This window comes from Nocardia goodfellowii (assembly GCF_017875645.1).
GTDB classification, from domain to species: domain Bacteria; phylum Actinomycetota; class Actinomycetes; order Mycobacteriales; family Mycobacteriaceae; genus Nocardia; species Nocardia goodfellowii.
On record NZ_JAGGMR010000001.1, the window covers coordinates 5,836,635 to 5,854,427 of the forward strand.

At 67.1% G+C, this 17,793-nt stretch carries 16 protein-coding genes and 1 riboswitch; of the genes, 10 read left to right on the forward strand and 6 right to left on the reverse strand.

Translation table 11 applies throughout. The features are described from left to right. Nucleotides 1-139: 139 nt before the first annotated feature. On the reverse strand, nucleotides 140-2,317 hold the full coding sequence (locus BJ987_RS26845) for a malate synthase G (RefSeq protein WP_209895380.1): 2,178 nt from the start codon (nucleotides 2,315-2,317) through the stop codon (nucleotides 140-142). 227 nt (nucleotides 2,318-2,544) lie between these two features. Between BJ987_RS26845 and BJ987_RS26850 the strand changes: the two genes are divergently transcribed. From BJ987_RS26850 to BJ987_RS26895, 10 genes are all read left to right on the forward strand, one after another. Next, nucleotides 2,545-3,294 (forward strand): SDR family NAD(P)-dependent oxidoreductase, encoded by a 750-nt coding sequence (locus tag BJ987_RS26850; protein ID WP_209895382.1) that lies wholly within the window; start codon nucleotides 2,545-2,547, stop codon nucleotides 3,292-3,294. Continuing rightward, entirely contained in the window at nucleotides 3,291-4,337 is a 1,047-nt protein-coding gene (locus BJ987_RS26855) for a zinc-binding dehydrogenase (RefSeq protein WP_209895384.1), read from the forward strand. The genes BJ987_RS26850 and BJ987_RS26855 overlap by 4 nt, the downstream gene beginning before the upstream one ends. After that, nucleotides 4,334-5,002, forward strand: a complete 669-nt coding sequence (locus tag BJ987_RS26860) for a TetR/AcrR family transcriptional regulator (protein ID WP_209895386.1) — start codon at nucleotides 4,334-4,336, stop codon at nucleotides 5,000-5,002. Before BJ987_RS26855 ends, BJ987_RS26860 begins: the two co-directional genes overlap by 4 nt. Nucleotides 5,003-5,004: 2 nt before the next feature. Further along, entirely contained in the window at nucleotides 5,005-6,294 is a 1,290-nt protein-coding gene (locus BJ987_RS26865) for an acyl-CoA dehydrogenase family protein (RefSeq protein ID WP_209895388.1), read from the forward strand. Between the two features lie 107 nt (nucleotides 6,295-6,401). Beyond that, on the forward strand, nucleotides 6,402-7,538 hold the full coding sequence (locus BJ987_RS26870; protein WP_209895390.1) for an acyl-CoA dehydrogenase family protein: 1,137 nt from the start codon (nucleotides 6,402-6,404) through the stop codon (nucleotides 7,536-7,538). Between the two features lie 76 nt (nucleotides 7,539-7,614). Next, complete coding sequence (locus tag BJ987_RS26875) at nucleotides 7,615-8,154, forward strand: DM13 domain-containing protein (RefSeq protein ID WP_209895392.1); 540 nt, start codon at nucleotides 7,615-7,617, stop codon at nucleotides 8,152-8,154. 338 nt (nucleotides 8,155-8,492) lie between these two features. Beyond that, nucleotides 8,493-9,059, forward strand: coding sequence for an HNH endonuclease (locus tag BJ987_RS26880; protein WP_209895394.1), 567 nt, complete (start codon nucleotides 8,493-8,495; stop codon nucleotides 9,057-9,059). Continuing rightward, nucleotides 9,056-9,343 carry a WhiB family transcriptional regulator gene (locus tag BJ987_RS26885; RefSeq protein ID WP_209895396.1) on the forward strand — a complete coding sequence of 96 codons (288 nt, stop codon included), beginning with the start codon at nucleotides 9,056-9,058 and terminating at the stop codon, nucleotides 9,341-9,343. Before BJ987_RS26880 ends, BJ987_RS26885 begins: the two co-directional genes overlap by 4 nt. 225 nt (nucleotides 9,344-9,568) lie before the next feature. Next, nucleotides 9,569-11,131: a VWA domain-containing protein gene (locus BJ987_RS26890; protein ID WP_245366139.1), complete on the forward strand. Its 1,563-nt coding sequence runs from the start codon at nucleotides 9,569-9,571 to the stop codon at nucleotides 11,129-11,131. 95 nt (nucleotides 11,132-11,226) lie between these two features. Then, complete coding sequence (locus BJ987_RS26895; protein WP_209895399.1) at nucleotides 11,227-11,814, forward strand: TetR/AcrR family transcriptional regulator; 588 nt, start codon at nucleotides 11,227-11,229, stop codon at nucleotides 11,812-11,814. 38 nt (nucleotides 11,815-11,852) lie between these two features. On the opposite strand, the gene gcvP is transcribed toward BJ987_RS26895, so the two are convergent. The 5 genes from gcvP to odhI all read right to left on the reverse strand — a co-directional run bounded on the left by gcvP (nucleotide 11,853) and on the right by odhI (nucleotide 17,727). Then, nucleotides 11,853-14,693, reverse strand: coding sequence for an aminomethyl-transferring glycine dehydrogenase (gcvP, locus tag BJ987_RS26900; RefSeq protein WP_209895401.1), 2,841 nt, complete (start codon nucleotides 14,691-14,693; stop codon nucleotides 11,853-11,855). 84 nt (nucleotides 14,694-14,777) lie between these two features. Then, nucleotides 14,778-14,876, reverse strand: a riboswitch (glycine riboswitch). Nucleotides 14,877-15,052: 176 nt separating this feature from the next. Beyond that, nucleotides 15,053-15,613 carry a MerR family transcriptional regulator gene (locus BJ987_RS26905; RefSeq protein ID WP_209895403.1) on the reverse strand — a complete coding sequence of 187 codons (561 nt, stop codon included), beginning with the start codon at nucleotides 15,611-15,613 and terminating at the stop codon, nucleotides 15,053-15,055. A 171-nt stretch (nucleotides 15,614-15,784) separates the two neighbouring features. Beyond that, nucleotides 15,785-16,258, reverse strand: a complete 474-nt coding sequence (locus BJ987_RS26910; RefSeq protein ID WP_209895405.1) for a bifunctional nuclease family protein — start codon at nucleotides 16,256-16,258, stop codon at nucleotides 15,785-15,787. A gap of 165 nt (nucleotides 16,259-16,423) precedes the next feature. Then, complete coding sequence (ftsR, locus tag BJ987_RS26915; RefSeq protein ID WP_209895407.1) at nucleotides 16,424-17,170, reverse strand: transcriptional regulator FtsR; 747 nt, start codon at nucleotides 17,168-17,170, stop codon at nucleotides 16,424-16,426. A 71-nt stretch (nucleotides 17,171-17,241) separates the two neighbouring features. After that, nucleotides 17,242-17,727, reverse strand: a complete 486-nt coding sequence (gene odhI, locus BJ987_RS26920) for an oxoglutarate dehydrogenase inhibitor Odhl (RefSeq protein WP_194818432.1) — start codon at nucleotides 17,725-17,727, stop codon at nucleotides 17,242-17,244. Nucleotides 17,728-17,793 lie beyond the last annotated feature (66 nt).

A 17,793-nucleotide genomic window follows, 5' to 3' on the forward strand; every position in this document is an offset into this window, starting at 1 on the left:
GTGTGACCGTTTTGAGCGTGACGAGCCAGTATTCGAGCTGATCTCCAGTTATGGAAGAGGCCCCGCGCCGGGTTCTCCGGTGCGGGGCCTCGAGTCGAAAAGAGCTGCGTCGAGCTACTTTTCACTCACCGAACAGCACTCACTTACAAGCAGCCTTGGCCTCACGACGACGCCGGTGCAGGATCGGCTCGGTATAACCGTTGGGCTGCTTGGCACCCTCGAGCACCAATTCCTTGGCGGCCTGGAAGGCGATGCTGCCCGCGAAGTCCGGGGAGAGTGGGCGGTAGTTCGGGTCGCCGGCGTTCTGCTTGTCGACGACCGGGGACATGCGCTGGAGGCTGGCGATGATCTCGTCTTCGGTGACGATGCCGTGGCGCAGCCAGTTCGCCATGAGCTGGCTGGAGATGCGCAGGGTGGCGCGGTCTTCCATCAGGCCGACGTCGCGGATGTCGGGCACCTTGGAGCAGCCGACGCCCTGGTCGATCCAGCGCACCACGTAGCCGAGGATGCTCTGGGAGTTGTTGTCGAGCTCCTGCTGCTTTTCCTCGGCGGTCCAGTCGGTGTTCTGTGCGAGCGGGATTTCCAGGATCTGGTCGACGGTGGCGCGGGGGCCGCCCTTGGCCAGCTGGGCCTGCTGCTTGAACACGTCCACCTGGTGGTAGTGCGTGGCGTGCAGGGTGGCGGCGGTGGGCGAGGGCACCCATGCGGTGTTGGCGCCGGCCTTCGGGTGGCCGATCTTCTGGACCAGCATGTCGGCCATCAGGTCCGGCATGGCCCACATGCCCTTGCCGATCTGCGCCTTGCCGGGCAGGCCGGTGGCCAGACCGGTGTCGACGTTCCAGTCCTCGTAGGACAGGATCCACTGCTGCGACTTCATCTCGGCCTTGCGGACCATCGGCCCGGCCTCCATGGAGGTGTGGATCTCGTCGCCGGTGCGGTCGAGGAAGCCGGTGTTGATGAACACCACGCGCTCGGACGCGGCGTTGATGCACGCCTTCAGGTTCACCGTGGTGCGGCGTTCCTCGTCCATGATGCCGACCTTGAGGGTGTTGGCGGGCACGCCGATGACCTCTTCGATGCGGCCGAAGAGTTCGTTGGTGAAGGCGACCTCGTCAGGACCGTGCATCTTCGGCTTCACGATGTAGACCGAACCGGTGCGGGTGTTCTTCAGTTCGGTGTCACCGTTGAGGGCGTGCTTGGCGATCAGTGACGTGAGCAGGCCGTCCATGATGCCCTCGGGGACCTCGTTGCCTTCGGCATCGATGATCGCGTCGGAGGTCATCAGGTGGCCGACGTTGCGCACGAACAGCAGCGAACGACCGTGCAGCACGAGGTCGCTGCCGTCGAGCGCGGTGTAGACGCGATCGGGATTCATGGTGCGGGTGAAGGTCTTGCCGCCCTTGGCGACTTCCTCGGCGAGGGTGCCCTTCATCAGACCCAGCCAGTTGCGGTAGCACAGGGTCTTGTCCTCGGCGTCGACCGCGGCGACCGAGTCCTCGAAGTCCATGATCGTGGTGACCGCGGACTCGAGCACGATGTCCTTGACACCGGCGGTGTCGGTGGAGCCGATCGGCGATTCCGGATCGATCTGGATCTCGATGTGCAGACCGTTGTGCTTCAACAGGATCGAGGTCGGATCAGCCGGATCGCCGAGGTAGCCGACGAGCAGCGACGGATCGGCCAGGCCGATGGTGGTGCCGTCTTCCAGGCCGACCTCGAGTTCACCGTCGACGATGCGGTAGCTGGTGGAGCCCAGATGCGAGCTGGTGATCAGGGTGGCGACGTCGTCGAGGAAGTTGCGGCCCCATTCGATGACCTTGTCGCCGCGCACCTTGTTGTAGCCGGTGCCCTTCTCGGCGCCGTTGTCCTCGGAGATGGCGTCGGTGCCGTAGAGCGCGTCGTAGAGCGAGCCCCAGCGCGCGTTGGCGGCGTTGATCGCGAAGCGCGCGTTCATCACCGGCACCACCAGCTGCGGGCCGGCCTGCACGGCGATCTCGTCGTCGACGTTCTGGGTGGTGATCTGGAAATCGGCCGGCTCGGGGCGCAGGTAGCCGATCTCGGTCAGGAAGGTCTTGTAGGCAGCCTTGTCGTAGCCGGCGCCCGGGTTCGCGGCGTGCCATGCGTCGAGCTTGGCCTGGATCTCGTCGCGCTCGGCCAGCAGGGCGCGGTTGCGCGGTGCGAGATCGTTGATGACCTGCTCGGCGCCCGCCCAGAACGCCGCGGAATCTACGCCGGTGCCGGGAAGCGCCTCGTTCTCGACGAAATCGTGGAGAACACTGGCCACCTGAAGGCCACCGACCTGAATCCGCTCTGTCATCTCATGCCTCACTTGTCGAGAAGAACCGGTTTAAATAAGACGCTCGTAATGTTACCCGTCGGTAGACGCTGGTCCGCGCGTCGGGTCGACACAAAGTGCACGCAATCTGTTCCGGTGGTGTCCGGCTGCGGCCAGGGGGGTGACGGCGGTCGGCCGGTCGACCTCTTGATTCTAACCCGTGCCCGATTTAATGTACTGATCGGAACATTATTGGCTCGGGAGGTCGGATGCCGGAACAACCGTTGCTGGATCAAGTCGCCCTGGTCACCGGCGGCAGCCGGGGGCTGGGGCGCGAGATGGTGCTGGCTTTCGCCGCCGCGGGCGCGGATGTGGTGATCGCCAGCCGCAAACTCGACGACTGCCTGGCGTTGGCCGAGGAGGTGCGGGCCACCCACGGGCGACGGGCGCTGCCGGTCGCCTGCAACGTCAGCGACTGGGAGCAGTGCGGTGCGCTCGTCGAGACGGCCTATGCGGAGTTCGGCCGCGTCGACGTGCTGGTCAACAACGCGGGCATGTCGCTGCTCTATCCGAGCTTGGACGAGGTCACCGAGGCGCTGTTCGACAAGATCATCGGCGTGAATCTCAAAGGGCCGTTCCGGCTTTCGGCGCTGGTCGGATCGCGGATGACGGCCGGTGCGGGCGGGCGGATCGTCAACATCACCTCGATCGAGGCCACCCACCCCGAGCCCATGGCGGTGCCGTACGCGGCGGCCAAGGCGGCGCTGAACAACCTGACCGCCGGGCTGGCACAGACTTACGGACCGAAGGTGCGGGTCAACGCGATCCAGTGCGGGCCGTTCGCCACCGATATCTCCAAGGCCTGGACCGAGGAGATGGTCGCTTACATGAGCGGCCACAACGCTCTCGGCCGGATCGGCCAGCCCGCCGATATCGTCGGCGCCGCATTGTATTTCGCGACCGACGCGTCCGCGTTCTGCACGGGGTCGACGCTCGCGCTCGACGGCGGCTGGCGATGAAGGCGCTCACATACGAAGGCCCGCGCCAGATTTCCTACAGCGAGGTGGCCGATCCGAAGCTGCCCGGGACCGACGGCGCGATCGTGCGGGTCACCGCCACCGGGATCTGCGGTAGTGATCTGCATATCTACGGCGGGCACGGCTTCGTCCAGGGCACGGGGTACAGCGTCGGGCACGAGGCGGCGGGTGAGATCGTCGAGCTCGGACCGGACGCCCACGGCTTCGCGGTGGGCGATCGGGTGCTCGTGCCCGCGTCCGCGGGTTGCGCTCGCTGCCTGAACTGCCGGCAGGGTTTGGTGACCGGGTGCGAGCGCCATCCGCTGCCGGTCGATGCCTGCTACGGGCTCGGCGGTGCGCTGGCGGGCGCGCAGGCGCAGTTCCTGGCCGTGCCGCACGCCGCGGGAAACCTTGTCCGCCTTCCTGATCGGGTGAGCGACGAGGCCGCCATCGTGCTAACCGACAACGCGCCCACCGCCTGGTACGGCGCGCGGCGCGCGCGGATCACCCCCGGCGACCACGTGGTCGTCATCGGGCTCGGGCCGGTCGGGCTGATGGCGGTGCAGTCGGCCTTCGCAATGGGCGCGGCACGGGTCCTCGGTGTGGATCTGGTAGCCGAACGCCGGGCTCGTGCCGCGGAACTCGGGGCCGAGCCGGTCGACGCCGACGATCCCAAGGCGGCCATTCGCGAAATGCTCGACGGCGGTGCGGAAGTCGCGATCGAGGCGGTCGGGGCGGACGCCACGATCAAACTGGCGATGAGCGCGGTCCGGCCGCGCGGACGAGTCAGCGTGATCGGGGTCAACCAGAATTCGGCGTACCCGATGCATATGCCGCTCGCACAGGTGAAAGAGCTGGAATTCCATATCGGGCTGTGCTCGATCCAGTACGAGTTGCCCGCGTTGCTGCGCCTCACCGCGGCCGGGCGGCTCCGGCCGGAAGCCGTTGTCACCCATCGGATGCCGATGTCGGAGGGCGCGGCGGCCTACCAGCTGTTCGCCGAGCGGGCCGACGGGGTCAGCAAGATCATCCTGGATCCGCGATGACAACCGCGTCGCGCAGCGATTCGACGGAGGGCGGCCGCCCGGTTACGGCGCGCCGGCGCGGCCGCCCGCCCGCTTCGGAATCCACGGCTGGAGACACGCGCGAACGGATTGTCGAGGCCGCGGTGGAATTGTTCGCGGACAAGGGTTTTCACGGGACCGGGGTCGCGGAGATCGGCGAGCGCGCGAATGTGCAACGCGGTGCGCTGTACTACCACATCGGTTCCAAGGAAGAACTGCTGTGGGAGATCCTGCGCGACTACATCCAGCTCATGCGCGAGGACGCCGAGCGGATCGCCGCCAGCGGCCACGACCCGATCGCAAAGCTGCACAAGCTGATTCACAGTTATACGGGTTTGATCATCGCGCACCGGCGGGAAGTCGCGATCCAGTTGCGCGATGTGACCGCGCTGACCGGCGAACGCGCCGTGCAGCTGCAAGACCTGCGCGACGACGTGCAGGACTGCTGGCAGCGGGTGATCGATGACGGTTACGCGGCCGGTCTGTTGCGCACCGCCGACCACGTCATCACCAACAGCTTGCTCGGCATGCTGAACATGGTGACGGTCTGGTACCGCCCGGACGGCAACCACTCCCCCGGCGAGATCGCCGACCTGCTCGCCGCCACCTTCCTCGACGGCATCACCACTGAGAAGACGAAAGGCTAGTCATGGCTTGGGATTTCGACACCGATCCGGAATACCAGAAGAAACTGGACTGGGTCGCGGAGTTCGTCGAGGCCGAGGTGGAACCCCTCGACCTGATCTACCCCGAACCCTACGACCGCCAGAACCCGGAGATCCGGGCGCTGATGCGACCGCTGCAGGAGAAAGTCAAAGAGCAGGGCTTGTGGGCGTGCCACCTCGGCCCCGAACTCGGCGGCCCCGGCTACGGACAGGTGAAACTGGCTCTGCTCAACGAGGTCATCGGCACCTCGAAGTGGGCCCCGCTGGTCTTCGGTTGTCAGGCGCCCGATTCCGGCAATGCCGAGATCCTGGCCCACTTCGGTACGCCCGAGCAGAAGGCGAAGTACCTGCGGCCCCTGCTCGATGGTGAGATCGGGTCCTGCTATGTGATGACCGAGCCCACCGGCGGTTCGGATCCGACCGCGTTCCGGACCCGGGCGGTGCGTGACGGCGACGAATGGGTCATCAACGGCGAGAAGTGGTTCAACTCGGCCGCCGAATACGCCGCCTTCCACATCGTGATGGTGGTGACCGATCCGGAGGCGGAACCGCACCAGCGGTTGTCGATGTTCATCGTCCCCGCCGGCACTCCCGGCCTGGAGATCGTCCGGAACTTCACCGTGCCGGGCTTCTCCGACAAGGAAGGCCACCTGCGCTTCACCGACGTCCGCGTGCCCGCCGACGCGCTGCTGGGCGCGGAGGGCCTCGGCTTCATCGTGGCCCAGACCCGCCTGGGCGGCGGCCGCGTCCACCACGCCATGCGCACGGTCGCCATGGTGCGCAAGGCTTTCGACATGATGTGCGAGCGCGCGGTGTCGCGGCCCATGCGTAAGGGCGTGCTCGGCGGCATGCAGATGACGCAGGAGAAGATCGCCGAAGCCTGGATCGAGATGGAGCAGTTCCGCCTGCTGGTGCTGCGCACCGCGTGGCGCATCGACAAGGAACAGGACTACCGCAAGGTCCGCCACGACATCGCCGCCATCAAGGTCGCCATGCCGAAGGTCATGCACGACATCGCCCAGCGCGCCATGCACCTGCACGGCGCGATCGGCGTCAGCACCGACCTGCCCTTCGTCGACATGATGAACTACGCGCAGGTCATGGCCATCGCCGACGGGCCCACCGAGGTCCACAAGATCACCTTGGCCAAGGAGATCCTGAAGACCTACACCCCCGGCGACCCGGTGTACCCGAGCGGCTACCGACCCGCCCTGCGCGAATCGGCCCGCGAGCTCGTCGCCCGCCGCCTCGAACACACCGTCGGCAACCTCTGAGCACGGCCGGACGCCGGGTCACACCCTCCCGGCGTCCACCCTTGGGTGGCCGGAGACAACACCTCGCAGGCTGAACCGGCGGTGCAGGCGAGCCGTAGGACTCGGGCATGACGACAACTGCTGCCCATCCCCATACCGCCACCGACTGGGTGGCCCGCGCCCGGTCGGTCGGTGACGTGCTGCGCCCCGAGGTCGCCGACCGTGACCGGACGGGTGAGATCAATGCCGCCGCCTTCGACCAACTGCGCACCAGCGGGCTCACCGCCGCACTGGTTCCGGCGGAATTCGGGGGCGGTGGCGCCACCCACGCCGAAATGGGCGCGGCCATCCGGGAATTGGGCCGCCACGACGCGTCCACCGCGGTGGCTTTCGCGATGCACGCGCACCTGGTGGCCACCCAGGTGTGGCGGCACAACAACGGGCAGGACGCGACCGCCCTGTTCGGCAAGGTGGCGGCCGGGGCGATCCTGGTGAGCACCGGCGCCTCGGACTGGGTCGGCTCCAACGGGCGCGCGGTGCGGGTGGACGGCGGCTATCGGGTGCATGCCCGCAAGGCTCCGGCCAGCGGTTGTGAGGTCGGTACCGTGCTGGTGACCAGCTTCCGCTGGGACGACGCCCCCGGTGGCGCCCAGGCGCTGCACTGTGCGATCCCGCTTTCCGCACCCGGTGTGCGGATCGAAAAAACTTGGGACACCTTGGGTTTGCGGGCGAGCGGATCGCACACCGTGGTGCTCGAGGATGTCTTCGTCCCGGACGCCGCGATATCCATGGCTCGCCCGGCGGATGTCTGGCCGCCGCTGCTCAATGTCGTGATCGGCGCGGCGCTGCCGTTGGTCATGGCCGCCTATCTGGGAATCGCCGACACCGCGGTCGAACTCGCCACCAGGCTGGTCCACGGGCGCACCGACGCGCACGTCTACCAACTCGCCGGCGAGATGATGAACAGCTACATCACCGCCACGGACATCATCGAGGCGATGTTCGACGGCTCGGAAAATCTCCGCTTCGCCAATACCGACGACTACGCCGCCCGCACCCTCAGTCGCAAGACCGTCGCCGCCGACAAGTTGATCGAGACCGTGCGTCTGGCCATCGAAACCGTCGGGGGCGCGGGCTATTCCCGGACCTGCGCCTTGGAGATGCACTATCGCGATATCCATGGCGGCCAGTTCCATCCGCTGCCGCGGGCCAAGCAACTCCAGTTCACCGGGCGGGTAGTGCTCGGCCGGAGTCCGCTCGGCTGAACCGTCTCTTGGGCGTGTCCGGCCCCGACGCGGTTGAATGGTCGGACATGGTCAGGTCGAGTGCCGGGAGGATGAGATGGCGTTCGCGTGGAGGACTCCTCGACGGAAGAAGATCGCTCTTGCGGTCGCGGCCGCGCTGGTCCTGGCGCTGGGGGCGGGTTTGGCCTTCTTCCAGCCATGGAAGCTGGTCACCGACACCACGGTGAACGAGGCCGAACCCACCGCCGTCGTCGGGCCCGGCCCGGCCGCCGCACCCCGGATGCCGTCGCCGCTGTCCATCGGCCGCTTCATCTCCCATGAACACTCCACCTCCGGCAGTCTGGTGGTCCTGAAACTCCCCGACGGCGGCCACGTGCTACGCCTGGATGACCTGGACACCTCCGACGGTCCCGACCTGCACGTCTGGCTCACCGACGCGCCGGTCATCGACGGCCGCGACGGCTGGGGCGTGTTCGACGACGGCGCGTACCTGGACCTGGGCAAGCTCAAAGGCAACAAGGGCAGTCAGAACTACACCATCCCCGCCGGTACCGACCTGACGAAGTACACCAGCGTCTCCATCTGGTGCGACCGGTTCAACGTCTCCTTCGGCGCCGCCGCGCTGGAAAAGGCCTGATCTACAACACAATTCAAGACAGCACCTACCGGTCGGCAAAAAATGAGCCGACAACGGTGGGTGCTGTGTGCCACCATGGATTCAGACGATGATCACCCCGATCGGCGGGGTGATCTTTTGGACTATCGAGGAAGGAGGAGACGGCCTGTGCAATCGCACGAGATGAAGAATTCGCAGCATACGACCGAGATCGGCGCGTACGGACAGCGGATCAGCGATCCGCGGCCCGTCCTCCTCCGGGTCGGTCGCTAGACCCGCCTGTCCCACCGCCGCTGCGTTGTTCGCGACCGGCGCACTCCACGAATTCGTCCCACACTTCCCGAAACATGGTGAGCCCCATGCCGTTCCGCCGTGCCACCGATTCGGTGGTGTTGACCGCCGACAATTGGATACACAGTCCGGTACTGGTCTTGAACGCCTCCTTCGAGGCGCTCGACGAGATCAGTGCCGATCGTGCGGTGGTGCTGCTGATGAGCGGGGCCGCCGAATCGATCGCCGACCGCGAACCGTATTTCCCGATCCGCTCGAAGCAATGGGAAATACCGCTACCGGAAACGATTCGGCTGCGGCGGTACGTGTTCATCGAGCACACCACGCTGGTGCACGACGAAAGCCGGGCCACCCTGGCCGGCGTGCTGCGGCGCGACCGCCACCGGTGTGGTTACTGCGCCGGGTGGGCCCGCACCGTGGACCACATCCGGCCGCGCAGCCGGGGTGGCCCGAACACCTGGAGCAACCTGATCGCCTGCTGCGCGCCGTGCAATTCGGTCAAGGCCGACCACACCCCGGAAGAGGCGGGCATGCGGCTGCTGTGGATACCGAAGGCGCCGAACCACCTGGCCAAGCGCCAACGCCGGATCTGGAAGGACCTGGCCACCGCCGGAGAGAAAGGAGCAAGGACATGACCGTCCGAACCGAGTTGAGACGTACGGCCGGCGACGTCACCGAACCGACCCTGGCGGACCTGCTGCCTCTCTCGGACACCCGCGACTGGCACCGGGCCGCGTGCCGCGGCGACTCGAACCATGACGCGTGGTTCCCGTATCCGTCGGAGGACTTCGAGTACGCGCGCGGCATCTGCGCGGGCTGCCCGATCCGCCGGGCCTGTGGTGAATTCGCCGCCGAGACGGGCCAGTCCGGCGTCTGGGGCGGGCACGAGTTCGACCGCGGCCGCATGATCCGCGAGTGACGCCGGTGCGGCATGGACTGCCGTCATGCATCGAGTGCATGACGGCAGCTCGTGTGCGCACCGTGCTGGGGCTGACCGGTCGACCGATAAACCGGACATGACCATAGACTGTGCGCCGTGGGCACACATCGCAGCGGAGCCAGATCCAGGGGTGTCAGCAAAGGTCCGGTTATCGCAGTGGTGGCCGTGTTGTTGCTGGCCGGGGCGGTTTTCGCATGGTTTCAGTTGAGTGACAGAGCCGCGCAGGAGGATTCCGCCGCGGCCTCGGAGTGCGTCGAAGGTGACGCCACGTTGTTCGTCACCGTCGACCCGGACATCGAGGCGCCGGTGCGAGCCGTCGCCGACAAGTACAACGCCGGCACACCGCAAGTGCGTGATCACTGCGCGAAAGTGGTGGTGACCGCCCGGCCGTCGGCCGACATGGTGGCCGGACTCACCGCGGGCGGCACCTGGAACGGCGTGCTCGGCCCGCAGCCCGCGCTGTGGATTCCTAATTCGTCCCGGGCCATCGAGGCGGCGCGGGTTCCCGGATTGATCGAAGGCGATCCGACGCCGATCGCGGCCAGCCCGATCGTGCTCGCCGTTCCCGAAGAACTACGCGCGGCGCTCGAGGCCGCGCAGACCACCTGGGCGGATCTGCCTGCCCTGCAACAGGGTTCGCTCAGCACCATCGGATTACCGAACTGGGGTGGGTTGAAGCTGGCGCTACCCGGCGGTGACGCCGGCCTCGCCGTCGCCACCGCCGTCGCCGCCGCGACCTCGGGCACCGACCCGCTCACCGAGCAGGCCGCGCGAACCGGGCAGGTCGTTTCCGCCGTCTCCGGGCTCGCCGCGGGCGCACCCGACGCTGACACCACGACCGCTCTGAGCGCGATCGCCGCGCCGGAACCCACCAAAGCCACGGTCCACGCGGTGGCCGCCACCGAGCAGCAGGTGCGCGCGCACGGTGGCATCGCCATGTTCCGGCCGGTCGGTTCCGCGCCCGTAGCCGACTATCCGGCCGCGACGATGTCGGGCCCGTGGGTGGACCAGACGCAGAATCTCATTGCCAGCGTCTTCGCCGAATACCTGCGGGCGCCGGAGCAGGCGCCGTTCTTCACCGCCGCCGGATTCACCGCCACCCCGCCGGTGACCGGTCCGGGCGCTTCCCGCGCCGCGCTGGAGAAAGTGCAAGCCACCCTCGACAATCCGGTACTCGGCGTGCAGTCCACGGTGCTGCTCGATACGTCCTCCTCGATGTCGACCATCGACGGTTCGGCCACCCGGCTCGCCACAGTCATCGGGGCGCTGAAATCGACCATGAACGTGATGCCGCCCGATTTCGGGATCGGCGTCTGGGCTTTCGCGAAAAATCTCGACGGCACCACCCCCTACGACGTGCTGGCCCCGACCAAAACGCTGACCGATGATCAGCGCACGGCCGTCAACGCGGCACTCGACGATGTCGAGGCCGCCGGGTCGCGCACCGACCAGGCCTATCCGACCCTGCTGGCCGCCTACCGCAACGCGGTCGGCAATTACGTGGCGGGCAAGAGCAATTCGATTCTGCTGATCACCGACGGTCCCGACGACGATTCCACGATCACCGGCCAGAAACTGCTCACCGATCTGGTCGCCGCCATCGATAAAAGCAAGCCGGTGCGTATCGATATCATCGTCGTGGGCGGTCCGGGCACCCAAACCTTGCAGGACGTGGCGCAGCAAACCGGTGGCAGTTACACCAAACTCGCGACCTCGAACGACCTGAGCTTCGGCACCGCGATGGTGCGGGCGCTCACTACGCCGTAACCCCTTTTTTCGCGGCCCGCAACCGGGCAGCGACAATTGCCACGCAGGAAGGATCAAACCTTCAAGTGTGATCTGATCTCGAGCGGGAGTTGTTTGTGGAGACCCAGCGCCGTCCCGGCGGCCGGAGTGCTCGTGTCCGGGACGCGGTGCGACAGGCGACGCTGGTGGAAGTGACCCAGCGTGGCTACCAGGGCCTGACGGTCGAGAATGTGGCCAAACGCTCCGGCGTGCACAAGACGTCGATCTATCGCCGCTGGGGCAGCCCCGAGGGTTTGGTGGCCGACGCGCTGGAATTGGCAGCCACCGAACCCATTCCGATCCCCGACACCGGCAGCGTCGACTCGGACCTGCGCGCGCTCGCCGAAGCCGTGCGCGCCGGATTCGCCAGTCCCCAGGGCGGTGCGATCGGGTGCGCGTTCATCCTCGCGGGCATGCAGAACCCGGCCGCGGCCACCGCCCTGCAGTCCTTCATCGCCGCCCGCCGCCGGCAATCTTTGGTCATCGTCGATCGTGCGGTGCAGCGCGGCGAACTCTCCCCCGCCGTCGACGGCGAAGAACTGATCCGTTTCGCACTGGCGCCGATCTACTACCGAATCTTCGTCACGCACGAACCGCCGACCGCGCAGGACGCCCACAAATCCGCCGACGCGGCATTGGCCGCGGCCCGCGCCGGCATCCTCTGAACAGCGGCCCGCCCTGACCGGCAGGGCGGGCCGGGCACTCAGTTCTCGTAGTCCGCCATCGGCGGGCAGGAGCAGACCAGGTTGCGGTCGCCGTAGGCGCCGTCGATGCGGCGGACCGCCGGCCAGACCTTCGCGCGGGCGTGGCCGACACCGCGCGGGTAGACCGCGACCTCCCGGCTGTATGGGTGATCCCATTCGCCGACGAGGCATTCCGCCGTATGCGGGGCGCCGCGCAGCGGGTTGTCCGCCACCGGCCACACGCCGGCGGCGACCTGGTCGATCTCACCCTTGATCGCGATCATCGCGTCGCAGAAGGCGTCGATCTCCTCGAGATTCTCCGACTCGGTCGGCTCCACCATCAGCGTGCCCGCCACCGGGAAGCTCATGGTGGGGGCGTGGAAACCGTAGTCCGCCAACCGTTTCGCCACATCGTCGACCGTGACGCCGGTGCGCTTGGTGATCTCCCGCAGGTCCAGGATGCACTCGTGCGCGACCATGCCGTTGTCGCCGGTGTAGAGCACCGGGAAGTGCTCGTCGAGGCGCTTGGCAATGTAGTTGGCCGAGGCGATCGCGGTGAGGGTGGCGCGGCGCAGGCCGTCCGCGCCCATCATCCGGATGTAGGCCCAGGTGATGGGAAGGATTGAGGCGGAACCGAATTCGGCCGCCGACACCGCGTGCGAACCGGCCTCGAGCGGGTTGCCGGGCAGGTACCGCGCCAGATGCTCGCGCACCGCGACCGGTCCGACGCCGGGACCGCCACCGCCGTGCGGGATGCAGAAGGTCTTGTGCAGGTTCAGGTGGCTGACATCGCCGCCGAACTTGCCCGGCCGGGCCAAGCCGACCAAGGCATTCAGGTTCGCGCCGTCGACGTAGACCTGCCCGCCCGCCTCGTGCACCAGCGCGCACAGTTCGGCGACCTCGTGCTCGTACACCCCGTGCGTGGACGGATAGGTGATCATGATGCAGGCCAGCCGCTCGGCGTGGTCGGCGATCTTGGCGCGCAGATCGTCCAAGTCGATATCGCCGTTGTCCCGGCACTTCACAACCTCCACCCGCATGCCCACCATCGCGGCGGAGGCGGCGTTGGTGCCGTGCGCGCTGGACGGGATCAGGCAGGTGTCGCGGTGGGTGTCACCGCGATCCAGGTGGTAGCGGCGGATCGCCAGCAGGCCCGCGTACTCGCCCTGGCTACCGGCGTTGGGCTGCAACGAGACCCGATCGTATCCGGTGATATCGCAGAGCCAGCCCTCCAGATCGGCGATCAGCTTGCGCAGGCCCGGAGCGTCCTCGACCGGTGCGTACGGGTGCACGCGGCTGAATCCGGGCCAGGTGATGGGCTCCATCTCGGCGGTGGCGTTGAGCTTCATGGTGCACGAGCCGAGCGGAATCATGCTGCGGTCCAAGGCGATATCCTTGTCCGACAGCGACCGCAGGTAGCGCAGCATCGAGGTTTCGGTGTGGTAGCGGGTGAACGCCGGTGCGGTCAGGAACTCGGAGGTGCGGTTCTCGATGTGCGGGCGCGGCCTGCCGTGGAACAGCGCGCCTTCCGGACCGACGGGGACCTCCGCGCCGAAGCAATCCAGCACGGCGACCACATGGCCGTCGGTGGTCACCTCGTCGCAGGCGATGGCGACGTGATCGGCGTCCACCAGCCGCAGGTTGATGCCCGCGCCTTTGGCCTTGGCCACAATGGCTTCCGCACCGCCGGGCACACGCACCAGCACGGTGTCGAAGAAGCTCTGGTGCACGACGGCGTCGCCGAGCCCCGCGGCCAGCCACTGGGCGTGGCCGTGCACCCGGCGCGCGATGTTCCGCAGCCCCTCCGGGCCGTGGTAGGAGGCGTACATGGCGGCCACGATGGCCAGCAGCACCTGGGCGGTGCAGATGTTGGAGGTCGCCTTCTCGCGGCGAATGTGCTGTTCCCGCGTCTGCAGGGCGAGCCGGTAGGCGGTGTTTCCGTCGGTGTCGACCGAGACGCCCACCAGCCGGCCCGGCAGCTGCCGGGCGTGCGCCGAATGCACCGCGAGATACCCGGCGTGCGGACCGCCGAAGCCCAGCGGCACACCGAAACGCTGCGTGGTGCCGAAACAGACATCCGCGCCCTGCTCACCCGGCGGGGTGATCAGCGTCATGGCCAGCAGGTCCGCCCCGACCGCGACCAGAGCGCCGCGCTCGTGCGCGGCGTCGATCACCGGCTTGGCATCGATGATCCGCCCCGACGCGGCCGGCTGCTGCAACAGCACCCCGAAATATTCGCCGTCGGGCAGCACGCCCGCGGCCAGATCCGCTTCGACGATCTCGATGCCCAGCGGTTCGGCCCGGGTCTCGAGTACGGTGCGCGTCTGCGGGAAGAGATCGGTGTCGACGAGCAGCCGCACCGACTTGGATTTGCGGTTGGCCCGCTGCAGCAGCGTCATCGCCTCGGCCGCGGCGGTCGCCTCGTCCAGCATGGACGCGTTGGCGACCTCCATCCCGGTCAGCTCCGACACCATGGTCTGGAAGTTCAGCAGGGCCTCCAGGCGGCCCTGCGAGATTTCCGGCTGGTACGGGGTGTAGGCGGTGTACCAGGCCGGGTTCTCGAGCAGGTTTCGCACCAGCACCGGCGGCGTGAGAGTGTCGTAGTAGCCGAGCCCGATCATGGTCGTGGCCACGGTGTTCGAATGCGCCAGCGCGGCCAGCTCGGTCAGCGCCTCGTGTTCGGAGACAGCGGGCGGCAGCGCGTCCAGGCCGTTGCCCGCGATCTCGTCGAGAATGCTCGCGGGCACGGCGCGACCGGCCAGTTCGTCCAGCGATCCGACGCCGACGACGGGCAGGATCGTGGCGAGTTCGCCCTGATCAGGACCGATATGACGGTCGGCGAAAGTACGAGTCGGGATCACGGCGGCTCCAAGGTCGGGCTGGTCGACGGGTGCGGTCGGCTGACCATGTCGAGCGACTGCGCACAGTCGCTACGGCTGGTCCTGCCCTCCCCCTCTGTCGTTGGAGCCTGAGAGATTCGGGAGCGGTGATCCCTTTCCCCATCGGCGGGTGACGCGAAATCACCGCTTTCCAGAGGCGCCGAAGCCCGTACGGTCCCTGTTGCCTGAGAGATTGACGGGGAGGTGCTGCTCCTTCGGCGCCCGGACTCGAAGTGAGACCGGAACTCTCCCGCACGGCGGCGACGCACCGCCCAGTTTAGGTGGTGCGTCGCGAATTCCGTGCCATCAGGTCCCTGTTTGGTGCGTCACGCGGGACGAACTCAGCCGATCTTGCGGTTCATCCGCGCCTTGCGCCGGAACGACAGCTCGTCCTCGGGCCGCTCGGTGACCGTGGACGCGCGCTCGGCCGGGAAGTTCGCGATGGCCCCGGTGAGTTCCTTCATGGCGCCGCTGACGGCGATACCGAACACTCCCTGTCCGCCCTGCAGTAAATCGACTACCTCCTCGGCCGAGGTGCACTCGTAGACCGAGGTGCCGTCGGAGAACAGCGTGATACCGGCCAGATCCGCCACCCCACGGCTGCGCAGGTGGTCGACCGCGATCCGGATGTTCTGTAGCGAGATACCGGCATCCAGCAGCCGCTTCACGATCTTCAGGACCAAGATGTCCTTGAAGGAGTACAGCCGCTGCGAGCCCGACCCCGCGGCGCCTCGGATGGAGGGTACGACCAGACCGGTGCGTGCCCAGTAATCGAGCTGCCGGTAGGTGATTCCGGCGACCTGACATGCGCTGGGGACGCGGTAACCGACCAGATCGTCAGGCACCGAGTCGTCCGGGAACAGGCCAGGCTGTACGACATCATCCTGCGTTTGCTCTGCCACTGACCACTCCCTTACTTCGACGCCCAGCCCTCATCCGACGACTTGGCGGCCCGCCCAACTTCCGAGGTTACTCCCCTGATTCTCCCGGGAGCAGCAGCATCGGACCAAGCGCGACGCGCGGTAAAAGTCTCTAGCTGTGGTCTAGACTCCGGCCCCTACCGGGAGCATGCCCTAACTGTCGGTCGCTTTGAAGTCGTCCGGCGAGACCGATTCGAGGAACTCCTTGAACTTCTCCACCTCGTCTTCTTTCTCGTCCGGCATCACCAGCCCGGCCTCCTCGAGCACCGGTTCCTCGGCATAGATGGGGCAACCCACCCGCAAGGCGATGGCAACCGAATCCGAGGGCCGCGCGGAGATCCGCAGGCCGTTCTCGAAGACCAGATCCGCGTAGAAGGTGCCCTCCTGCAGATCTACGATCCGCACCTCCTGCAAGGTGTGCCCCAGCTTGGAGATCAGCGTCTTGATCAGATCGTGTGTCAACGGCCGGATCGGAGTCACCCCCTCCTGCTCGAGCACGATGGCCGTCGCTTCCGCCTGACCGATCCAGATCGGCAGATAGCGATCGCCGGACACCTCGCGGAGCAACAGCACGGGCTGATTCTGTGGCTGCTCGACACGAATGCCGATGACCCGCATTTCACTCATCGAACACGCCTCCCATACTCGCCGGCCGCCCGGCATGACTACCGCGGGGCTCGCCGTACCCCCGAGTCTAAGCGAACTCGGAGCACCTCTGCGATCGGTGTGCACAGCCGAAATCGGCGTGTTGCCATGGTGGAATACGGGACTCGCGAATCGGGCGAATACCGGTCAGTTACCCAGCGAGTTCCGTACCGAGGCCTTGACCAGGCAGGTATGCAATGTCAGCGACAGCGCAGCCAGCTCGCGCACGATTTCCTCGGCGCGGGCCCGCGCACCGGCGTCGCGGCTTTTCGCTATCGGCGCAGCGATCTGCGCGACCAGCGCCGCCTCACGGTCCGCGGCCAGCTTGAACGCGCGCAGATGGCGGGCCTCCAACCCGAATTCGGCCATGGCGCTGGCCGTTCGGGCCAGTGTCACCGCGTCGGCGTCGAAGTAGCCCGCGGGGCCGGGAACGATCAGGTTGGCGCGGATCAGGTCGTTCAGGAAGGTCTCGTCGATGCCGGCCTGCGACAGCAAATCCGCCCGGGTGAGGCGGATTTCGTGATCGAAGCGCAACTCCTCCGGCGAGACCTCGCCGGGCACCACACCGAGTTTGCGCGGTGGCGCGAGGCGAACTTCACCCTCGGGTGCCGGGACGGCGGACGCCCGGGCGCGGGCTTCCCGCACACCGAGCGTCGCCGCACCCTTGTCGATCGCTTCGAGCTGTTCCTTGATCACCTTCAACGGCAGGTACTGGTCACGTTGCGCGGTCAGCACGAATCTGAGTCGTTCGGTGTCCGCGACCGAGAATCTGCGATAGCCCGACGGTGTACGTTCGGGCCGGATCAAGCCCTCGGCTTCGAGGAACCGGATCTTCGAGATGGTGATGTCCGGAAAGTCGGGTCGCAGTAGGTCGAGCACGGAGCCGATCGACATCCCGCCACGAGCCCACTGCGCCGCTCCCGTCAACGGCTACGATCCCGTCGAGATCGTCGGCGCTGCCGTTCTCATAAGCTGCCCGCACCTGCCGAAGGCTCGTTGACCTGCGCGCGCGGTCCGGTGAGGAACACGAGCCGGAACTTGCCGATCTGTACTTCGTCGCCGTTCTGCAGCTCCGAGGAGTCCACCGGTTCGCGGTTGACGTAGGTGCCGTTCAGGCTGCCCACATCCACCACCTGGAACGTGTCGTCGTCCTGCCGGAACTCTGCGTGCCGACGGCTGACGGTGACGTCGTCGAGAAAGATGTCACTGTCGGGGTGGCGGCCGGCCGAAGTGGTCGGCTGGTCCAGCAGGAACCGCGAGCCCGCGTTCGGGCCGCGCTTGACGACCAAGAGGGCAGCACCCACCGGGAGACCCTCGACCCCTTGCACCGGCTGCTCGCCGGTCGCCTCTGCGGAGCGCGACGCGTCGACCTCGTTCAGGAAATCCGCGCGGAAGACCGACGTCGTCTCGGCCGCGGTCTCCTGGTAACCCGGGTCTTTGTTCTCGCTCACCGTTTCTCTCCTCCTCGAACCTGATTATCCATGCAAGCAGGTGATGCCATCTCCGACACGAACGCT